Genomic DNA, 17,488 nt, shown 5'->3' with positions numbered 1-17,488 from the left:
CACCGCACCCTCCGCGCCGCACATCAACCCGCACCACCCTCCAAGGAGAAGGCATGAACAACCCGAACCAGTCGACGCAGACGCCCGGCGAGACGGTGGCCCGGCTGAGCCTCGCCGAGAAGGCCGACCTGACCACCGGCGCGGGCTGGTGGCACACCACGGGGATCCCCGACGCAGGGATCCCGGCGGTCCGCCTCTCGGACGGCCCCCACGGGCTGCGGCTGCAGAACGACACCCACGCCGACCACCTGGGCATCAACGGCAGCGCTCCGGCCACCTGCTTCCCGCCCGCCGTCACCCTGGCGAGCACCTGGGACGCCGACCTCGCGGGGCGGGTCGGCGACGCCCTGGCCCGCGAGTGCCTCGCGCACGGCGTGCACGTGCTTCTCGGCCCCGGCGTCAACATCAAGCGCAGCCCGCTGTGCGGTCGCAACTTCGAGTACCTCTCCGAAGACCCGCTGCTCAGTGGGGTGTTGGGGGTGGCTTGGGTCAAGGGCCTGCAGGCGCAGGGTGTGGGGGCCTCGGTCAAGCACTTCGCCGCGAACAACCAGGAGACCGGCCGTATGTCGGTGAGTGCGGACATCGACGTACGGACCTTGCGCGAGATCTATCTTCCGGCCTTCCACCGCGTGGCGACCGAGGCCCGGCCCTGGACGGTCATGTGCGCCTACAACCGGGTCAACGGCGTGCACGCGTCGCAGAACCCCTGGCTTCTGACGGACGTGCTGCGCGGCGAGTGGGGATACGACGGCGTGGTCGTCTCCGACTGGGGCGCCGTGGTCGACCGGGCGCGGGCTCTTGCCGCCGGGCTTGATCTGGAGATGCCGTCCTCGTCCGGTGCCGGCCCTGCCCGAGCCGTCGCGGCCGTGGAATCCGGGGAACTCTCCGAGGAGGCACTGGACCGCAGTGCCGCGCGGGTCGTGGCACTCGCCCGCAAGGCGGCCGAGCACGCGCGCCCCGGTGCCGACTTCGACCCGGCCGCCCACCACGACCTGGCCCGCGAGGTCGCCACGCGCGGGGCGGTACTGCTCAAGAACGACGGCGCGCTCCTCCCGCTGGACCCCGCCGCACCCCAACACATCGCGGTCATCGGTGAGTTCGCGCGTACTCCCCGCTACCAGGGCGAGGGCAGCTCGCGCGTGACCCCGACCCGGCTGGACTCCGCACTGACCTCGATCACTGAGGCCGCGCCCACGGCGCACGTCACCTTCGCTCCCGGCTTCCCCGTCGATGCTCCGGACGCCGATGCGGCAGCGCTGCACGAGGAGGCTGTCCGCGCGGCCGAGAGTGCGGACGTGGTCGTGCTGTTCCTCGGTCTGCCGCCGAGTTTCGAGTCCGAGGGCTACGACCGCGAACACATCGAACTCCCTGAGGAGCAGACCCGGTTGCTCTCCGCCGTCATCGCGGTCAACCCGAACGCCGTCGTGGTCCTCTCCAACGGTGGCGTGGTCCGGCTGGCCGGCTGGATCGACGACGTACCGGCCGTCCTGGAAGGCTGGCTGTCCGGCCAGGCCGGTGGCTCGGCCACCGCCGACCTCCTGTTCGGCAGGGCGAACCCGTCGGGTCGCCTCGCGGAGACGATCCCGCTGCGGCTCGTCGACACCCCGGCGTACCTGGCCTGGCCCGGTGAGAACGGTCATGTCACGTACAGCGAGGGCCTGTTCGTCGGCTATCGCCATTACGACGCCCGGGACATGGCGGTCTCCTTCCCCTTCGGGCACGGCCTGTCGTACACCACCTTCGACTACGCGGACCTGCGGGTGGCCTCGGACGCGGGCGGGCTCGACGTCACCGTGGCGGTCACCAACGCCGGGGAGCGGGCCGGTCACGAGGTCGTCCAGGTGTACGTGGCCGCGCTGGGCACGCGGGCCCGGCGCCCCGTACGGGAGCTGAAGGGATTCGCCGCCGTGCGCCTCACGCCCGGCGAGACCCAGAACGTTACCGTCCGCATCGCCCGCGCCGACCTCGCCTATTTCAACATCGCAGCCGATACCTGGCTCGTCGAGGACGCCGACCACCGTATCGATGTCGGGGCTTCCAGCCGCGACATCAGGCTGACCACTACGGTCCCGGTCGACGGCGACGCCTACGCCGACCAGCCGGACGCCGACTCGACCGTCGAGGTATGGCTCGCCCACCCCGTGGGCGGCCCGGCCATCACCGCACTGCTCAGCCGGGTCCAGAAGTCCATGGGCGACGCCTACCCCCAGGAGGGAAGCTCCCGCCAGCGGATGGTGGCCAACATGCGCCTGAGTCAGCTCGCCGGGCTCCCGATCGTTCCCCTGAGCTTCGACGACGTACAGGAACTGGTCGAGACGGTGCGGTCGGCCGCGGGCACCGGGAGGGAGGAGGCATCCTGACCCCCGACGTCACCCCTCACCCGGCGACCGTGCGCAAGCCGCAGTTCCCGCTGCTGGACGCCGGCGTGTTGGCCGAGCGTGCGGCCACGCGGTAGCGGTGGCAGTAGGTGTGGTGGCACAGGTAGGAGCCGCCCCGCATGACACAGCGCTCGCCGCTCCGCGGCCCCCGAGGGTCGGCGGCAGGGGAATGGGCGTAGTAGTTGGAGGCGAACCAGTCCGCGCACCACTCCCAGACGTTCCCGGCGACCTCGTACAGGCCGAGGCCGTTGGGCGGGTAGGAGCGCACCGGTGCGGTCGCCAGCCAGCCGTCCGCACCGGTGTTGGCATACGGGAAGCGGCCTTGCCAGAGGTTGCACAACCACCGTCCGTCGGGGGTGAGTTCGTCGCCCCAGGCGAAGCGGCGGCCCGCGAGTCCGCCGCGGGCCGCGTACTCCCACTCCGCCTCGGTCGGCAGGCGGCGGCCAGCCCAGGCGCAGTACGCCAGGGCGTCGTCCCACGCCACGTGCACCCCTGGGTGGTGCGGCTCCGCGGTGGACAGCGGGCCGTGGGGGTGGCGCCAGTCGGCGCCCCGTACGTCCAGCCACCAGGGGGCAGCCGGGTCTGCCCCGAGGACGTCCGCCCGCTCGGCGGCGGCCGCCAGGTGGAACACGGCGGAGCTGCCTTCCCGTTCGGCGACGGTCACGTACGCGGTGTCGGTGACGAACGCCTCGAACGTCGCCACGGTCACCGTGGTGACGTCGATGGCGAACGGGGCGACGCGTACCGCGTGCACGGGCTGTTCACCGTCCGCCGGGTAGCCCTCACCGAAGGCGTCCCCCATCAGGAACTCGCCCCCGGGGAGGGTGACTTGGTCATGCGAGGGCGGCACATGGGCCGGCGCGGGCAGCGGTCCTGTGGAGCAGATCCGGGTTTCCGGTACGCAACATCCCATTGACGTCTCCATGACGTGAGTATATGAATTCTCACCTAGGTGAAGCTGCACATAGAAGAACGTCGCACACAGCTTCCGCACTGAGGGAGTCCACGTCCGTGAAGTTCGAGTACGTCCTGCTCGGCCTGCTGGCCCGTCGCCCTTACAGCGGGTACGACCTGCGCAAGTGGCTTGAGACCGAGGGGCAGTTCCTGTGGGCGCGGGCCCACCACAGCCAGATCTACCGCAAGCTCGGGCAGATGGAGGCCGACGGCTGGGTGCGGCACGAGGTCGACGCGCGCGAAGGCCGCCCGGACGCCAAGGTGTACCGGCTCACGCCGCCTGGGCGCGAGGTCCTCATGGAATGGGTGCGCTCGCCCTACGAGCCGCCCAGCCGCTTCCAGGAGATCGACTTCCTCGCGCGGTTCAGCGTAGCTGCGCCGCTCGACAAGGACGCCGCGATCCGGATCGTCGGGACCGAACTCGATTACCGCCGCGCGCAGATCGCCAAGAACCGGGACCGCGACCGCACTCTGCGCTACGAGGACCCGGCACCCGGCCTCGACCAGGACCTCGACCGGCAGGTCCACGACGCTCTCCATACGCTCGGCGCGGCCGCCATGGACCGCTGGGTCGCCTGGCTGGAGCGGACCCTGCGCAACCTGACAGAAGGGAAGCCCGTCCGATGAGGGCGATCATGGTGATGTTCGACAGCCTCAACCGGCACATGCTGCCGCCGTACGGAGGCGACTGGACCCACGCTCCGAACTTCGCGCGGCTCGCGGAGAAGGCCGTCACCTTCGACAACGCGTACGCGAGCTCGATGCCCTGCATGCCGGCCCGCCGCGAACTCCACACGGGGCGGCACAACTTCCTGCACCGCAGTTGGGGCCCCCTTGAGCCGTTCGACGACTCGATGCCCGAACTCCTCAAGCAGAACGGCGTGTACACCCACCTCGTCAGCGACCACCCGCACTACTGGGAGGACGGCGGGGCCACCTACCACGGCCGCTACAACACCTGGGAGTTCTTCCGCGGCCAGGAGGGCGACCCGTGGAAGGGGCAGGTCGCCGACCCCGAGATACCCGAGGACCTGAAGCGGATGCGCTTCGGCGCCTACCGCCAGGACTGGGTCAACCGCCCCCACATGGCGACGGAGGACCGGCACCCGCAGACCCTCACCTTCGACGCGGGCCTCGACTTCGTCCGCACGAACAAGGATGCCGACCGGTGGTTCGTGCAGATCGAGACCTTCGACCCGCACGAGCCGTTCTTCAGCCACCAGCAGTACAAGGACCTCTACCCGCACGACTACCAAGGCCCGCACTTCGACTGGCCCGACTACAAGCGCGTCGTCGAGACCGACGGCCAGGTGGAGCACGCCCGCTTCGAGTACGGGGCGCTCCTGTCGATGTGCGACCACTCGCTGGGCCGGGTCCTGGACACCATGGACGAACTGGAACTGTGGGACGACACCCTGCTGATCGTCAACACCGACCACGGGCTGCTGCTCGGCGAGAAGGGCTGGTGGGGCAAGAGCGTCCAGCCCTGGTTCAACGAACTGGTCCACCTGCCGCTGTTCGCCTGGGACCCGCGCAACCGCGTCGCGGGCGAACGGCGTTCGGCGCTCGTGCAGACCGTGGACGTGGCGCCGACCCTCCTCGATTTCTTCGACGTCGACCGCCCCGGCGACATGCAGGGCGCACCGCTCCCGGTCGCCGAGGACACCCCGGTGCGCGAAGCGGGCCTGTTCGGCATCCACGGCGGACACGTCAACGTCACCGACGGCCGCTACGTCTACATGCGGGCGCCCGCCTCACCCGACAACGCGCCCCTGTACGAACACACCCTGATGCCGACCCACATGCGGGGCCGCTTCTCACCCGCCGAACTCGCCGACCTGGAACTGGCCGAGCCCTTCGACTTCACCAAGAACATCCGCACCCTGCGCGTGCCGGGCCGCACCCTCGTCAACCCGTACCACCACGGCACGCTCCTCTTCGACCTGGAGACCGACCCCGAGCAGCACACCCCGCTGGTCGACGACGCCGCCGAACTGCACATGGCCGCCTTGCTGGTGGAGCTGATGCGCGCGGGCGACGCCCCGCCCAGCCAGTACGAACGCCTCGGTCTGCCCGCCCACGGCCCGGTCACGGAGAAGCACCTCCTGGTACGGGCCCAGCGCGAGCAGGCCGAACGGGCCGCCCAACCGCTGCCCCGCGCCCAGGACTTCCCCGAGGGCCGTCTCTCGCTGCGCACGCCCCTCGCGACGCTGATCTCCGACCCGGTCGCCGTCGAAGTGCTGCGCAGGCACCTGCCCGGCGTCGCCGACTCGGAGCTCCTGCAGATGATCGGGGCGACTCCGCTCATCGATGTCGCCGCGATGGCGGGCGCGCTGTTCCCGCCGTCGAACCTCCGCCTGGTGGCCGAGGAGCTCGCTCAACTCTGAGCACCTTGCAGCCACTTGAGCCGGTGACGGGGTTGCCGCCCCGTCACCGGCGACTGCCCTCTCCCTCCCGCAGATCTCCCGCCAAGAAGAACGCAGAGAAAAGAGAAGGCGCGATGCCTGAGCTTAGCCAGAGCCCCGTCACGCCCAAAGCCGAGGTCCAGGTCGAGGGGCGCTGGCGACAGCTGTCCCTGCTCGGTGGCACGATGCTGGTCGACAGCACCGAGGCGAGCCTGGTCAGCAGCCTCTTCCCGCTGATCCGGCAGTCCCTCGGCGTCTCGCTGGGCGCCCTCGGGATACTGACCGCCGCGGCCAAGATCGTGGGCGCCTTCACCGGCCCCTTCTGGGTGTGGGCGGCGCAGCGCTGGTCGCGCAAGAGCGTCCTCGTCGTGGCCACCGGGCTCTGGGGCGTCTGGGGCGTGGCCGCGGGCTTCTCACAGAACTTCACCCAACTCCTCGTCCTCTACACCGTGTTGGCAGCCGGCTACGCGGCCGCCAACCCCATCATCACCGAACTCATCGGCGACCTCTTCGGCGGCTCGTCCCGAGGCCGCGCGGTCGGCGTGGTCTACGGCGCAGTCTCACTGGTCACCGCTGTGATCGGCCCGCTCAAGGGCCAGCTGGCCGGTGTCGACGACGGCTGGCGCTGGGGCCTGTGGGGCATCGGCGCCTTCAACATCCTGCTGGGCCTCGCCCTTTGGGTGGGGTTCCGCGATCCGGGACGCGGCGCGTCCGAGGAGCAGCTCGCCGACCTCGACCGCGCCACCCGCGACGCCCAGGCGAAACTCACCTGGACCAAGGCGCTCTCGCTCCTCAAGATCCGCAGCCTGGTGATCCTGCTCGTCTCGCGCCTGCTGTCTGGACACCTCCTGGTGGGCACCTTCGGCGTGGTCTTCCTCGTGGACGCCTACGGCTTCAGCACCCAGAAGGCGTCGATCGTGCTGCTGCCCTTCGGCGTCGGCTACTTCCTCGGCACGCTCCTCGGCGGCGTCGCCGCCGACCGGGCCACCCGGCTCAGCCCGCGCCACGGCCTTGTCGCGGTCCTCCAGGCGGCCCAGTTCGCCTTCGCGCTCGTCGCCTACTTCGGCACCCAGTTCGGCTACGACAGCATCGCCCTGTTCTGTGTCTTCTTCGCCCTCATGGGCGCGACCCAGGGCATCAACCCGAGCGTCAACCGCCCCATGGTCATGGCCATCACCCCACCGGAACTGCGCGGGGCCGCATTCGCCCTCTACGTCTCCATCGTCGAAGCGATCGCCTGGGCCGCCTACAGCCTCGGTGCCGGCTTCCTCGGTGACGCCGTCGGACTGCGCACGGTCTTCCTGTGGGCCCTCGTCGTCCTGATGCTGATCAACGGCGCCTTCCTAACGCTCCTTCACCGCTCGTACGCCGATGACGTGGCCCGTGTCCAGAGGGAACTGCACGCGCGCCGCGAACAAGCCCTCGACCCCGCCACCTGACGTTTCGCCCTTTGCGCGCACACCCACCTGCCTGCCTCGCCATCAACAGCCGGGTCCGCCGACCCGCCGCGACCGAACCCGCACGCGGCCACACAGAAGAGAGAACCAGCTCATGACGCATGAACGACGACTGCCCGAGGGCTTCCTGTGGGGCGCCTCCACCGCCGCCCACCAGATCGAGGGCGGCAACACCAACAGCGACTGGTGGGAGTTCGAGCACAGTGGAATCCCCTACGTCAAAGAACCCAGTGGCGACGCCTGCGACAGTTACCACCGCTGGCGCGAGGACATGGACCTGCTGGCCGAACTCGGCTTCACCGACTACCGGTTCAGCATCGAATGGGCCCGCATCGAACCGGCCCCGGGCGAGTTCTCCCGCGCCGCCATCGCCCACTACCGGCGCATGGTCGAGGGCGCCCGCGAACGGGGCCTGCGGCCCATGGTGACGCTGCACCACTTCACCGCACCCCGCTGGTTCGCCCAGCGCGGCGGCTGGGCCGCCGCCGGATCGGACGAACTCTTCGCCCGCTACCTCACCGCAGCCGCCCCCATTTACGCCACAGACGTGGCGCACGCGTGCACCATCAACGAGCCCAACATCCTCGCCGTCATGGCCGCCGCCCAGGCCGCCCTCGCCTCCGGCCAGGCCGTGAACTTCGCCGAGGACCCGCCGGCCCCGGACGAAGCCACCACCGATGCCCTGGTACGGGCGCACGCCCGCGCCGTCGAAACGGTCAAATCCCTTGCACCGCAGGTGAGTACCGGCTGGTCCGTCGCCAACCTGGTGTGCCAGCCCCTGCCCGGAGCCGAGGATGTCGCCGCGGCATTCCGGCACCCGCGTGTGGACGTCTTCCTCGAAGCCGCCCGCGGCGACGACTGGCTCGGTGTGCAGGCATACACGCGCACACTCATCGGCCCGAACGGCCGGCTGCCCGTACCCGAGGGTGCGGAACGCACCCTCATGGGCTGGGAGTACTACCCGCAGGCCCTCGGCCACGCCCTGCGGCACAGCGCCTCCGTCGCCACCGGTACGCCGCTGATCGTCACCGAGAACGGCATCGCCACCGCCGACGACTCCCGCCGCATCGACTACACCACCGGCGCCCTGGACTCCCTGGACGCCGCCCTGCGCGACGGCATCGACGTCCGCGGCTACTTCCACTGGAGCGCCCTGGACAACTACGAATGGGGCCGCTACGAACCCACCTTCGGCCTGATCGCCGTCGACCGCGAGACCTTCGTCCGTACTCCCAAGCCCTCGGCCGCCTGGCTCGGCACCATTGGCCGCACTCGCGTGCTGCCCAGTGAAGCGTGAGGGCCAGGAGCGACGGGCGACGGGCCCTTGCCGGCAGCGAGAGTTGAGGGCACGTCCGCTTTTGACGAGAACGACCTGACGGAGGTCCCCGGCGCCCTCGGCCGACGGTGGTGCGTACGAAGACGATGCCGTGACGCTTCGCTGCGGCGGCACTACCCATCCGGAGCTGACGCCGGGGCCGCGCGTGCGGCTCTCGTTCAGGACCGGGCGACTGCGGCCGGGGCGGGCACGGCCACGTCGGGCCGGCGCGGGTCGGGGCCGGCCGGGATGACGTCGGAGGTCTCCACCAGCCAGCGCAGCACCGCGTCGTGCAGGCGCCCTTCCACGTCGGCGTGTTCGGGACGGCCCGCGAGGTTGGTGCGCTCGTGCGGGCCCTCGGGCCGTGGTACAGCTCGGGCTGCTCGTACAGCCGCCACACGTACGTCCACTCCTGGTCCCGGACGGCGACGGCCTTGCCCGCAGCAGCGGCAGGAGACTGCGGCCGAATCGGCGGTGGGGCGCGGGCACGCCCGCGAGATCGAGAACAGTGGGTAGAACGTCGACCATCTCCACCATCGCGTCGCACTCCTGGCCGTCCACCTCGTCGCGCCGAGCACTCAGGACCGCGACGGCGCGAAACGGCCGCTGCTGTGGACCAGACTCGACCACCCTGGGGTCCGGAAGGTCTGGGCCGACCGGGGCTTCGCCGGCCGCCTGGTCGAGTGGACCGCTCAGATCCTCGGCCGCGAACCGCGTCGAGGACCAACGCCGCGCCGAGTACGTCCGCTGACCCGCGCTCGGGGCGGCCCACGTCGGCCGCCCGGGGCCCCGGATGGCAGATCGCGTACCTCAACCTCGGTGGCCACCAAACCTCGTGGCACATCAGCCCTCGCGACGCCGGGCTGTTCGCCGACGTCGAGCACGTCCCCGCCGACGACCCGCGCGTGCAGTGGGACGGTCACACCGCCGAGGAGAAGTACGCCAGGATCGCCGCACTCAGCGCCGGCGATCCTCCGGCCACGGGTAGGCGCCGTGACGACGGCCGTACTCCGCCGCCCGCTCGGTGAAGCGTCGGCGCAGCCATCCAATCCAGAGCGCCAACGGGGTCACAACAAGCCCCAGCAGCAGCGCCATCCACCAACTGACGCCGTCACCCGAGAAACGCAGTGCCAGTACGGCGACCACTTGAAGTGCTCTCCTCCCTTCGCAAGCTCAGGAAGGAGATTCCTGCCTACCTTGCGGCGGCGGGCTTGGCGCCACGGGTGCGCCTGACGACTGCCCTCCCGGCAGCCGGGATGAGCGCGTGGCCGATCCGGTACAGGTGCAAGATGTTCCGGGCTGCGTTCCAGTCGGCATTCGCCGACCATCCGCAGTCGGGGTTCTTGCATACGAACGTGGCCTGGTCTTCCCGGCTGCCGGGCGTGATGAAACCGCAGGCGGAGCAGCGCAGGGAGGTGTTCGGGGCGGGAACCTTGGCGAGGGTGCCGCCGTTGCGGGCAGTTTTGTACGTCAGCATCGTCACGGTGCGACCCCACGCCTCCTGGCTGATGGAGCGGTTCAGGCCGGACTTCTGCGCGACGTTCTTCCCCGGCTGGTCGGTAGTGCCCTTGGCGGACTTGACCATGTTCGTGATCTGCAACTGCTCCACCACGACCGTGCCGTACTGCTTGGCGATGGCGGTGGTGGTCTTGTGCTGCCAGTCAGTGGCTCGGCGCGTGGCTCTTGCGCGGAGCTGCTTGATCTGGTCGTAGGTGCGGTGTAGCCGGTTCGAGCTGCGCTCTTTCGGCTTGCGGAAGGACTTGCGGTGCGCGGCCCGCTGTTCCAGGCGAAGCAGTCTGGCTTTCTCGTCCGGGTTCAGCCACTTGTCCCGGTCGGCGGTGCCGTCCGGGAGCCGGGGCGGCCGGTCGTGGTCCTGGTGGTTGCCGTCGGACAGCGCAAGCGGCAGGTTCACCCCGGCGTCGATACCGACCTCGGGACCCTGGTGGGGCTCCGGCTTGGGCTCAAGGGTCTGGATACGGAAGGCGATGTGCCAGCCGAGCCCGTCTTCGACCAGCCGTGCCCCGGTGATCCGGTTCTCCTTGTTGGCGAGCTTGCCGACGGGGAGATCCTTGGTCCAGCGGAAGCAGACACGGCCCACCTTGGGGATGTTGACCATGCCCCACCGTCGGTGCACCCGCTTGATCTGCAAATCCCGGCCCTGCGGGATGTCCACCGACAATGCCGTGCGGAAGCGGGCCTTGAAGTTCGGCTCGTCCGCACGCCCGTCCCAGCAGTTCCGCCACGCCTGGAAGTACGTCTTGAGGACCGCCTGCGCGGCCTGCGCGGGCAGCACCGCGTACCAGTCGATCTCCTTGCGGGCCTGCCGCAACGCCTGATCCATGCGCGTCAGAGCGCGCTGACACTTCGGCGTCATCCGCCACAGGTCGTGGAGCTGATTCCACATCGCGCGTGCCGCGTGCGCCTGGTCATCCATGAGCCGGACCTGTGCAGGCGTCAGCGCCAGCCGGGCGCGATGCCCCAACTGCCGCTTCTCCCACACGAGTTCGCCCATGACAATCACCCTACTACAGTTGGCTTATGTCACCACGATGGGACCCGAATCCTGACGTACGCACCGGCCGTCACGTCGTCTACAACCTTCACGTCCACTTGGTGTTCGTCACCAAGTATCGGCGTAAGGCATTCACCGACGCCATGCTGACGCGCACCGAGGAGATCATGCGCGACGTCTGCACCGACTTCGAGGCCGAACTCAAGCAGTTCAACGGCGAGCAGGACCATGTGCATCTGCTCGTGCACTACCCGCCCAAGGTCCAGCTCTCCAAACTGGTCAACTCCCTCAAGGGCGTCAGCTCCCGCAGGCTTCGCCAGGAACACAGCGCACACGTGCGCCGCTACCTGTGGGGCGGACACTTCTGGTCCGGCTCCTACTTCGCCGGATCCTGCGGCGGCGCACCGCTGACCGTCGTCAAGCAGTACATCGAGAACCAGCAGCGCCCCACCGGCTGAGGACAACACTGCGGACCCGTGCGAACCGCGCGGGTCAGAGCAGCCCTGAGATGGCCTTCACCCCCGCCGTAAACGGCGGAGCACTGGCCAAGATCAAAGGTAGAGCGCCACGACGATCAGAACATCCCGTGTTCTCTTCGTGAGGTTCATCCGGACCGGATACCCCGACAACTGCGAACACAACGAAGGGGCGCCCTCCAAGTCTCCCCAGACCAGGACGCCCCCACCGGTGAGATCACCGTACCGCCCCACGCGCCACAGGAGCCCACGATGACCACCACCGCCACACGCCTCCCCGCCATCGCCCGCCACTGGACCGACCTCCACGACGCCGTCGAGGTGGTCTGCGGCGACCGCGCCCTCGGCGACCCGAACGGCACCGCATTCGACAGGATCATCGTCACCGCGGGCGCCTGGGACATCTCCACCGCCTGGTGGACCCAGCTCGCCCCCGGCGCACGCATCGTCGTACCCCTGCGCCTCCACGGCAGCGGCCTGACCCGCTCGCTCGCCTTCGACCACACCGACGACGGGCTGATGGTCAGCACCAACGCCGTCGTGTGCGGATTCGTGCCGATGCGTGGCGCCGCCGAAATGGGCGAACGCCACGTCCGCCACGCCGACGACGTCATCCTCAAGCTCGACGCTGACGCCCCCCCGACGAGCCCGCCCTCGCCCAGGAGCAGTGGACCGGCATCGAGGTCCGTCACGACGAACCCGCCGCCTGGCGCAGCCTGGGACTGCGCCGCGAAATGCAGGGGCGTCATCCCCGCCTTGTCCGCAAGGCCCGGATCCGCCCCGTGCGCCAGGGCCGCCCTCAAGCCAGCGACGTCTCCGTTCAAGGCGCCGTAGTGCGCCAAAGTACGACCCATCCAGTCCAGACCCTGATCCCCATCTGCCATGACGCCCCTCCTCTCCGAGCTTGACGGAAGAGATAGGGGCACCCCCCCCGCACGCCGGTGACCCCACCTCCGACACTGCTCGGCGGGCATGTGGCCCAGCCCACAACGCAGCACTAGACGACCGGTCTAATGGTGCTATGGTGGTTTCACGGCCGAGAAACTGTCGACCGATTCAGCAGGCGACATCGGTCGCCCAGGCCAGAGAAAGAAGTCTCAAATGCCGCTCGCACGAATCGATCTCCTCGAAGGCAAGTCGGAGGAGTACAAGCGCACCATCGCCGACGTCGTCTACGACCAGATGATCATCCACCTCGGGGTTCCGGAGGACCGTTTCCAGGTCATCTCCGAGCACAAGCCCGGCAACCTCATCGCCGACCCCGACTACCTGGGAATTCACCGGTCGGAAAACGCCGTGTTCATCCAGCTGGTGTTCCTCGACGTCGCCACTCCCGAGCAGAAGGGCAACTTCTACAAGGGCGTCGTCGGCGAGCTGAACAAGCGCCTGCACATCCGCACGGAGGACGTCTTCTTCAACCTCCAGACGGTGCAGCCGGCCGACTGGTCGATGGGCAACGGCGAGGTCACCTACGGCAAGGGGGTCCCCGCCGACCGTCTGGACCCCAACAGCGTCCCGGCTGACTTCAAGTGGCCCGACTCCATCCGCGCCTGACGCCGCGTCGGCATGCTGGCGGGCCGCCGAACAGACCGCCAGCATGCCGGACCAACAATCCGACTAAACTTGGCGACTATGACAATCGAGCCTGCACAAATCAATACCCGCCAACGCATCCTCGACGAGGCACAGGCGATCATCAGCCGCAGAGGCTACACCGCGGTGGGAATCAGTGAATTCCTCAAACAAGCCCAAGTTCCCAAGGGCTCGTTCTATCACTGGTTCTCTTCCAAAGATGCATTCGGTGTCGCCGTCATCGAGAATTACTTCACCGGCTACCTTCGGGACGTCGACGAAGTCGTAGCCCAGCCGGCCAGCGGCGCAGATCGGTTGTTCAATTACTGGCAGCTTTTCTACGAGATGCAGTCTTTCGAGAACTGTCTCGGGAAATGCCTCGTCGTCAAGCTCGGTGCCGAGGTCGCCGACCTGTCCGAATCGATGAGACTGGCCCTGATCGAAGGCACCAACAACGTGGTGGACCGCATCGAGCGCATGATCCGGGACGGCATCGACGATGGATCACTCACTGCGATCGACGAGCCACGTGACACCGCACGGACGCTGTACGACAGCTGGATCGGCGCCAGTGTCCTCGCGAAGATAGCCCGTGATCCCCGGCCGCTAGATCTCGCCATGCAGATGACCCGCGAGCGGCTCCGCTAGAACGGGCACCCGGCACAGAGCGCCGGGTGTCAGCCCGAGGGTGGCCGAGGTGTCCGGACCCGCGGGCGGTGTTCCGGGCACCCGAGGAGACGGCGAGGTCGTACCAGTCTCCATTGAGCCGCTCGACGAGCCGTGGGGTGTCGTACCGGTGGGAGAAGCCGCCGGCCACGTCCTCGGCACGGTATCCGGCGACGAACGGCATCGTGCCGTCCGGCACGGCGTCCGGAATCACCTCAAGACCGGCCCGCCGCAGCGGCTGGTACACCTTGCGGTCGCGCTCTTGGGTACCCATCGGTCACTGTTTTACCAGGCCGGCGCGCCAAGAATCCCCCGGCCCGGCGCTTGCCCGTTTCCCGACCTCCCGGATCGGACCGGTGCCCGGATCGGCCGCATGATCGGCCGGACAGGCCCTAGCGGGTCACGCAGGGCGGGCGCCCCAGCTTCTGCCTGCCGTGGATCAGGATCGTGCCCCGCTACGGCCAGAGCCGGGGCCTGTTTCCGGGTTCTTCCCGGCGAGGATGCAGGTGGCATAGGGCTGGCGAATCGTGATGCCGCGGATTCAGTCGCCCTCGGGCAGGGTGGCGATGCTCATGCGGCTCGCGCCCTGATTCCGGTTCCGGGGCGGCCGGCGCGGCGCCCGTTGATGGACGTGTGCGTTGCGTGCCGGGCGTCGGCGAGGACTGCGTGGCCGGAGTGCTTGCCGTCGTACAGGGCAGCGTCGGCGGCCTGCTGGGGTACGGACAGGTCGCGGGTGTTGAGGATGTCGGGCGTCGCTGCGCCGAGGGAGGCGGCGGCGTCGATGGTCTGTCCGTCGTCCAGGTGCACCGGCGTGTGCAGCATCTTCATGAGCTGTGTGAGGCGGTCCTGGCGGCGGCCGCGGGGCGCCTGCAGGACGATCGCGAACTCATCGTCCCCGAGGCGGCCGAGGGCGGTGTGTGGGCCCGCCCAGGCGGTGAGCCGGGCTGCGGTCGCCGCGAGGACGGCGTCACCGGCCGCGTGGCCGAAGGTGTCATTGATGGCCTTGATGTGGTCCTGGTCGGAAACGCGTGGGTTCGCGGATTCCGGGAGCGGAGAGATGACGAACCCACTCGCCTGTCAGCCTTGGAAGCGGGTTCGACGCGGGTTGAGCTTCGTGGGTCGCATGTTGAGGTGCCGCGTATTCGCGTCTCCTGCCCGCTGTCGGCGTACGCCTGCAAGCGCTCAAGGAGGTACGAAGGTCTCTGGCCCTGATCTAGTCACGGTCGCAGTCGATGGGCATAAGGGGCGGCCGGTGGTGGTCGAGGATGATGCGGGAATGTTCCCACCGTGATTCCAGCGCTGGTGTTCGATCGGGAGCACGTACCCGTGCTCGGCGGCGGCTCGGTGGTAGCCGGGCGCTTCACGGTGGGGGGTGCCAGTGTCGTCATAGGCCCGGTCGGAATGGTGATCATCGTGGAAGCGAGTGACGCACCCGCCAAAAGCGGTGTATGGAGCGCTGAGGAGGTCCGCTTGATCGGGCCCGCACCGACACCGGTCGCAGAGCGACTCATGGGGGCGCCCTGGGGTGTGGACGAAGGCTCGTTGCCTATCCACATCGCGGTCCGCGTCGGAGGTGAAGTTCTGTACCTGGACACCGCCCAAGTGAGCCAGGCTGGCACCTCCGATGGCGTTCTCACCGACTGCGAACTGCGCTTTGAAGCGCCCTTGAGCAGAGAACTCCTCAACCGAGTGCGCCCACCACTTCCACCTGAGCACTTGCCGGGCTTGGACTGGCTGGGGAATGTGAACAGTGACCGTGCGGCAGCTCTCGAGCAGTTCGTCACCGGCTGGTACCCCACCGCAACCGCCACCGAATCGCCTATCAGCAACTCCGCGTCACGCCTTCCCGGTGGACTGAGACAGCTGTACCGGCTCGCGAAGCACCGGCCGGCCGCCCTCGGAATCCAGAACAGGATCCTGCCCGAGCCAGACCTGCACACCGACCATCTCGGGGAGATGCTCGTCTTCGGCGTCGAGAACCAAGGAGGCTTCTTCTGGTCACTCCTGTGGACGCTTGAGGGACCTGAAGCCGATCCGACCGTCTGGTTCCGTGAATTCGACGAGGAGCAGATCGCCGAACAGGAACCACTCAGCGGCTTCCTGATCCAGTTCTCCCTCTTCGAGGCCTCCATGGGCGCCGACTACCTCGCCCCTGCCCCGCAAACTCACTGCACCACAGGTCGAGCAACTCACCGAAGCGCTGCACCTTGTGCCCCTGCGTCCCTTCTGGCCCTGGGCACCCACCCACTTCTATGTGGCCCCCGGCCTCGTCGTGCATGTCAGCAGCGAGGACGGCGAAGCATTCGATGCCTGGGCCGGCGCCACCCACCGAACCGCCCTGGCACCACTGGCCGACCTCCCTATCGACTGGAACCGCTTCGATGGCTGATCGTCTTAAGAGATCATCTCAATTGGTGAGTCTGCGGTAGCAGATGAGGGTGCAGGCGATGCTGGTGAAGGCCAGGAAGTGGATGGCTTGCCGCTCGTAGCGTCGGTGGAGACGTCGGCAGCCGGCGAGCCAGGCCATGGTGCGTTCGATGGTCCACCGGTGGCGCCCCAGCTTCTGTGACGTCTCAACTCCCTTGCGGGCGATGCGGGGTGTGATGTGGCGGAGGCGGAGCCATTGCCGCAGGTGACGGTTATCGTAGGCCTTGTCGGCGTGAAGCTTGGCGGGGCGTCGGCGGCGTGGACCGCGCCGGGATCTGATCGGTGGGATGCCGCGCACGAGTGGTTCGAGGGCCTGGCTGTCGTGGAGGTTGGCGCCGGAGATGCCGACGGAAAGCGGAAGCCCAGTCCGCTCAGTGATCAAGTGGATCTTCGAGCCATACTTGCCCCGATCTACAGGATTCGGACCCGTCAGGTCCCCTTTTTCAGGGCGCGCATGTTCACCGAGTCGATCGCGCATCGCGACCAGTCCAGGTCGCCTCGAGCCCCCAGCTCGTCCAGGACCAGACGATGCAGTTTCGCCCAGACCCGTTGTCGGCTCCACTCCATGAACCGGCGGTGAGCCGTGGCCCCCCGACGGCCCGAACACCGGCGGGACCTGCGACCACGTACAACCGGTCGTGGCCACGAAGACAATGGCCGCCAACACCTCACGGTCCCCATGACGGCGCCGACCACCTCCTTGCGGACGCGTCGGCGCCTCTGGCACCACCCGCTGGAACAACTCCCACAATCCGTCAGGGACCAGACGCTCAGTCAGCGACACGTCACCAGGCTACCGGCATCTCCAATTGAGATGATCTCTAAAGACTCCCGCCGCCGGGTGCTTGGAGGTGACCGGCGGCGGGACAGGGCGGGCCGCTCGATGGCGAGCAGTGGGAGCGGCCCGCTCCTTCACTGTCAGTTCTAACCAACATCCCGGGCCTGTCGGACCGCCAACCGGTCTCGGACCTCACCTACCGGCGCTCTCACTTCTCCTATATGCAGCCAGCCTTCACGTTATTAGGGGAGAGACAGGGCGGTTCGCATGGTTGGCGGCGAGCGGCTGCCACCTGATGCCTGGCGCTCTTTCCTGGCATGGTCCGCTCTCCCGCCCGGTACGAGCTTCAGGTCGGCGGCGACGGTGTGCTCACGTACAGAGTCCGGGTGCCACTCGTGGGCGCCGGCTGATGGCCACCGAGCTCGGGGGACGAGTTGTCCAGGGCGACGGAGCCCAGCGTGGAGCGCCGCCGAAGCCAACTCGATTGCTATGCCGTCAAGCCGTGGCGACCTGCTCTGTGGGAAACGCGGCGCGTTCGTCGAGCAGTC

General features: G+C 68.5%; 15 protein-coding genes and 2 pseudogenes. 10 read left to right on the top strand and 7 right to left on the bottom strand.

Annotation, left to right across the window (positions count from 1 at the left end):
- Window positions 1-53 precede the first annotated feature (53 nt).
- Window positions 54-2,360, top strand: a complete 2,307-nt coding sequence (locus tag OG574_RS50470) for a glycoside hydrolase family 3 C-terminal domain-containing protein (protein ID WP_326779095.1) — start codon at window positions 54-56, stop codon at window positions 2,358-2,360.
- A 16-nt stretch (window positions 2,361-2,376) separates the two neighbouring features.
- Here OG574_RS50470 and OG574_RS50465 read toward each other — a convergent pair whose 3' ends face one another.
- The gene (locus OG574_RS50465) at window positions 2,377-3,291 is read right to left on the bottom strand and encodes a formylglycine-generating enzyme family protein (RefSeq protein ID WP_443070596.1); all 915 of its coding nucleotides are present in this window, start codon (window positions 3,289-3,291) and stop codon (window positions 2,377-2,379) included.
- 98 nt (window positions 3,292-3,389) lie between these two features.
- On the opposite strand from OG574_RS50465, the gene OG574_RS50460 reads away from it, so the two are divergent.
- The 4 genes from OG574_RS50460 (at window position 3,390) to OG574_RS50445 (ending at window position 8,491) form a co-directional block, all read left to right on the top strand.
- Window positions 3,390-3,959, top strand: coding sequence for a PadR family transcriptional regulator (locus OG574_RS50460; protein WP_326779093.1), 570 nt, complete (start codon window positions 3,390-3,392; stop codon window positions 3,957-3,959).
- Window positions 3,956-5,719, top strand: coding sequence for a sulfatase (locus OG574_RS50455; RefSeq protein WP_326779092.1), 1,764 nt, complete (start codon window positions 3,956-3,958; stop codon window positions 5,717-5,719). Before OG574_RS50460 ends, OG574_RS50455 begins: the two co-directional genes overlap by 4 nt.
- 113 nt (window positions 5,720-5,832) lie before the next feature.
- A complete protein-coding gene (locus tag OG574_RS50450; RefSeq protein WP_326779091.1) occupies window positions 5,833-7,176 on the top strand; it encodes an MFS transporter in 1,344 nt (447 codons plus the stop codon).
- A gap of 112 nt (window positions 7,177-7,288) precedes the next feature.
- Entirely contained in the window at window positions 7,289-8,491 is a 1,203-nt protein-coding gene (locus OG574_RS50445) for a glycoside hydrolase family 1 protein (protein ID WP_326779090.1), read from the top strand.
- 197 nt (window positions 8,492-8,688) lie between these two features.
- Here OG574_RS50445 and OG574_RS50440 read toward each other — a convergent pair whose 3' ends face one another.
- The 3 genes from OG574_RS50440 to OG574_RS50430 form a co-directional block, all read right to left on the bottom strand.
- Complete coding sequence (locus OG574_RS50440; RefSeq protein WP_326779089.1) at window positions 8,689-8,907, bottom strand: hypothetical protein; 219 nt, start codon at window positions 8,905-8,907, stop codon at window positions 8,689-8,691.
- A 559-nt stretch (window positions 8,908-9,466) separates the two neighbouring features.
- The gene (locus tag OG574_RS50435) at window positions 9,467-9,655 is read right to left on the bottom strand and encodes a hypothetical protein (protein ID WP_326779088.1); all 189 of its coding nucleotides are present in this window, start codon (window positions 9,653-9,655) and stop codon (window positions 9,467-9,469) included.
- Window positions 9,656-9,701: 46 nt separating this feature from the next.
- Window positions 9,702-11,021, bottom strand: coding sequence for an RNA-guided endonuclease InsQ/TnpB family protein (locus tag OG574_RS50430; protein ID WP_326779087.1), 1,320 nt, complete (start codon window positions 11,019-11,021; stop codon window positions 9,702-9,704).
- A 26-nt stretch (window positions 11,022-11,047) separates the two neighbouring features.
- Between OG574_RS50430 and tnpA the strand changes: the two genes are divergently transcribed.
- Window positions 11,048-11,479: an IS200/IS605 family transposase gene (tnpA, locus tag OG574_RS50425; protein ID WP_326779086.1), complete on the top strand. Its 432-nt coding sequence runs from the start codon at window positions 11,048-11,050 to the stop codon at window positions 11,477-11,479.
- 270 nt (window positions 11,480-11,749) lie between these two features.
- Window positions 11,750-12,331, top strand: a complete 582-nt coding sequence (locus OG574_RS50420) for a hypothetical protein (RefSeq protein ID WP_326779085.1) — start codon at window positions 11,750-11,752, stop codon at window positions 12,329-12,331.
- Here OG574_RS50420 and OG574_RS53000 read toward each other — a convergent pair.
- Window positions 12,274-12,471 (bottom strand): annotated as a pseudogene (locus OG574_RS53000) (hypothetical protein); the annotation flags it as partial. The gene OG574_RS50420 and the pseudogene OG574_RS53000 overlap by 58 nt on opposite strands.
- A 127-nt stretch (window positions 12,472-12,598) precedes the next feature.
- Here OG574_RS53000 and OG574_RS50415 point away from each other — a divergent pair.
- On the top strand, window positions 12,599-13,051 hold the full coding sequence (locus tag OG574_RS50415) for a tautomerase family protein (protein WP_326779084.1): 453 nt from the start codon (window positions 12,599-12,601) through the stop codon (window positions 13,049-13,051).
- 78 nt (window positions 13,052-13,129) lie between these two features.
- Window positions 13,130-13,717 carry a TetR/AcrR family transcriptional regulator gene (locus OG574_RS50410; RefSeq protein WP_326779083.1) on the top strand — a complete coding sequence of 196 codons (588 nt, stop codon included), beginning with the start codon at window positions 13,130-13,132 and terminating at the stop codon, window positions 13,715-13,717.
- A 588-nt stretch (window positions 13,718-14,305) separates the two neighbouring features.
- On the opposite strand, the gene OG574_RS50405 is transcribed toward OG574_RS50410, so the two are convergent.
- Window positions 14,306-14,743, bottom strand: a complete 438-nt coding sequence (locus tag OG574_RS50405; protein ID WP_326779467.1) for a diguanylate cyclase domain-containing protein — start codon at window positions 14,741-14,743, stop codon at window positions 14,306-14,308.
- A gap of 279 nt (window positions 14,744-15,022) precedes the next feature.
- Between OG574_RS50405 and OG574_RS50400 the strand changes: the two genes are divergently transcribed.
- A complete protein-coding gene (locus OG574_RS50400) occupies window positions 15,023-16,153 on the top strand; it encodes a hypothetical protein (RefSeq protein WP_326779082.1) in 1,131 nt (376 codons plus the stop codon).
- On the opposite strand, the pseudogene OG574_RS50395 reads toward OG574_RS50400, so the two are convergent.
- Window positions 16,143-16,940: pseudogene (locus tag OG574_RS50395) on the bottom strand (IS5 family transposase). The gene OG574_RS50400 and the pseudogene OG574_RS50395 sit on opposite strands and share 11 nt — an antisense overlap.
- Between the last annotated feature and the right edge of the window lie 548 nt (window positions 16,941-17,488).

The sequence above is a fragment of the Streptomyces sp. NBC_01445 genome, assembly GCF_035918235.1.
Classification (GTDB): domain Bacteria; phylum Actinomycetota; class Actinomycetes; order Streptomycetales; family Streptomycetaceae; genus Streptomyces.
The sequence above is the reverse complement of the archived record's forward strand: the minus strand, read 5'-3'. Positions and strand labels throughout refer to the sequence as shown.

Excerpts from the sequence above, each read along its gene's own strand:
- OG574_RS50455 (WP_326779092.1), top strand. The coding sequence starts at position 3,956 with ATGAGGGCGATCATGGTGATGTTCGACAGCCTCAACCGGCACATGCTG.
- OG574_RS50420 (WP_326779085.1), top strand. The coding sequence starts at position 11,750 with ATGACCACCACCGCCACACGCCTCCCCGCCATCGCCCGCCACTGGACC.
- OG574_RS50465 (WP_443070596.1), bottom strand. The coding sequence starts at position 3,291 with ATGGGATGTTGCGTACCGGAAACCCGGATCTGCTCCACAGGACCGCTG.
- OG574_RS50445 (WP_326779090.1), top strand. The coding sequence starts at position 7,289 with ATGACGCATGAACGACGACTGCCCGAGGGCTTCCTGTGGGGCGCCTCC.
- OG574_RS50470 (WP_326779095.1), top strand. The coding sequence starts at position 54 with ATGAACAACCCGAACCAGTCGACGCAGACGCCCGGCGAGACGGTGGCC.
- OG574_RS50450 (WP_326779091.1), top strand. The coding sequence starts at position 5,833 with ATGCCTGAGCTTAGCCAGAGCCCCGTCACGCCCAAAGCCGAGGTCCAG.
- OG574_RS50415 (WP_326779084.1), top strand. The coding sequence starts at position 12,599 with ATGCCGCTCGCACGAATCGATCTCCTCGAAGGCAAGTCGGAGGAGTAC.
- tnpA (WP_326779086.1), top strand. The coding sequence starts at position 11,048 with ATGTCACCACGATGGGACCCGAATCCTGACGTACGCACCGGCCGTCAC.
- OG574_RS50410 (WP_326779083.1), top strand. The coding sequence starts at position 13,130 with ATGACAATCGAGCCTGCACAAATCAATACCCGCCAACGCATCCTCGAC.
- OG574_RS50430 (WP_326779087.1), bottom strand. The coding sequence starts at position 11,021 with ATGGGCGAACTCGTGTGGGAGAAGCGGCAGTTGGGGCATCGCGCCCGG.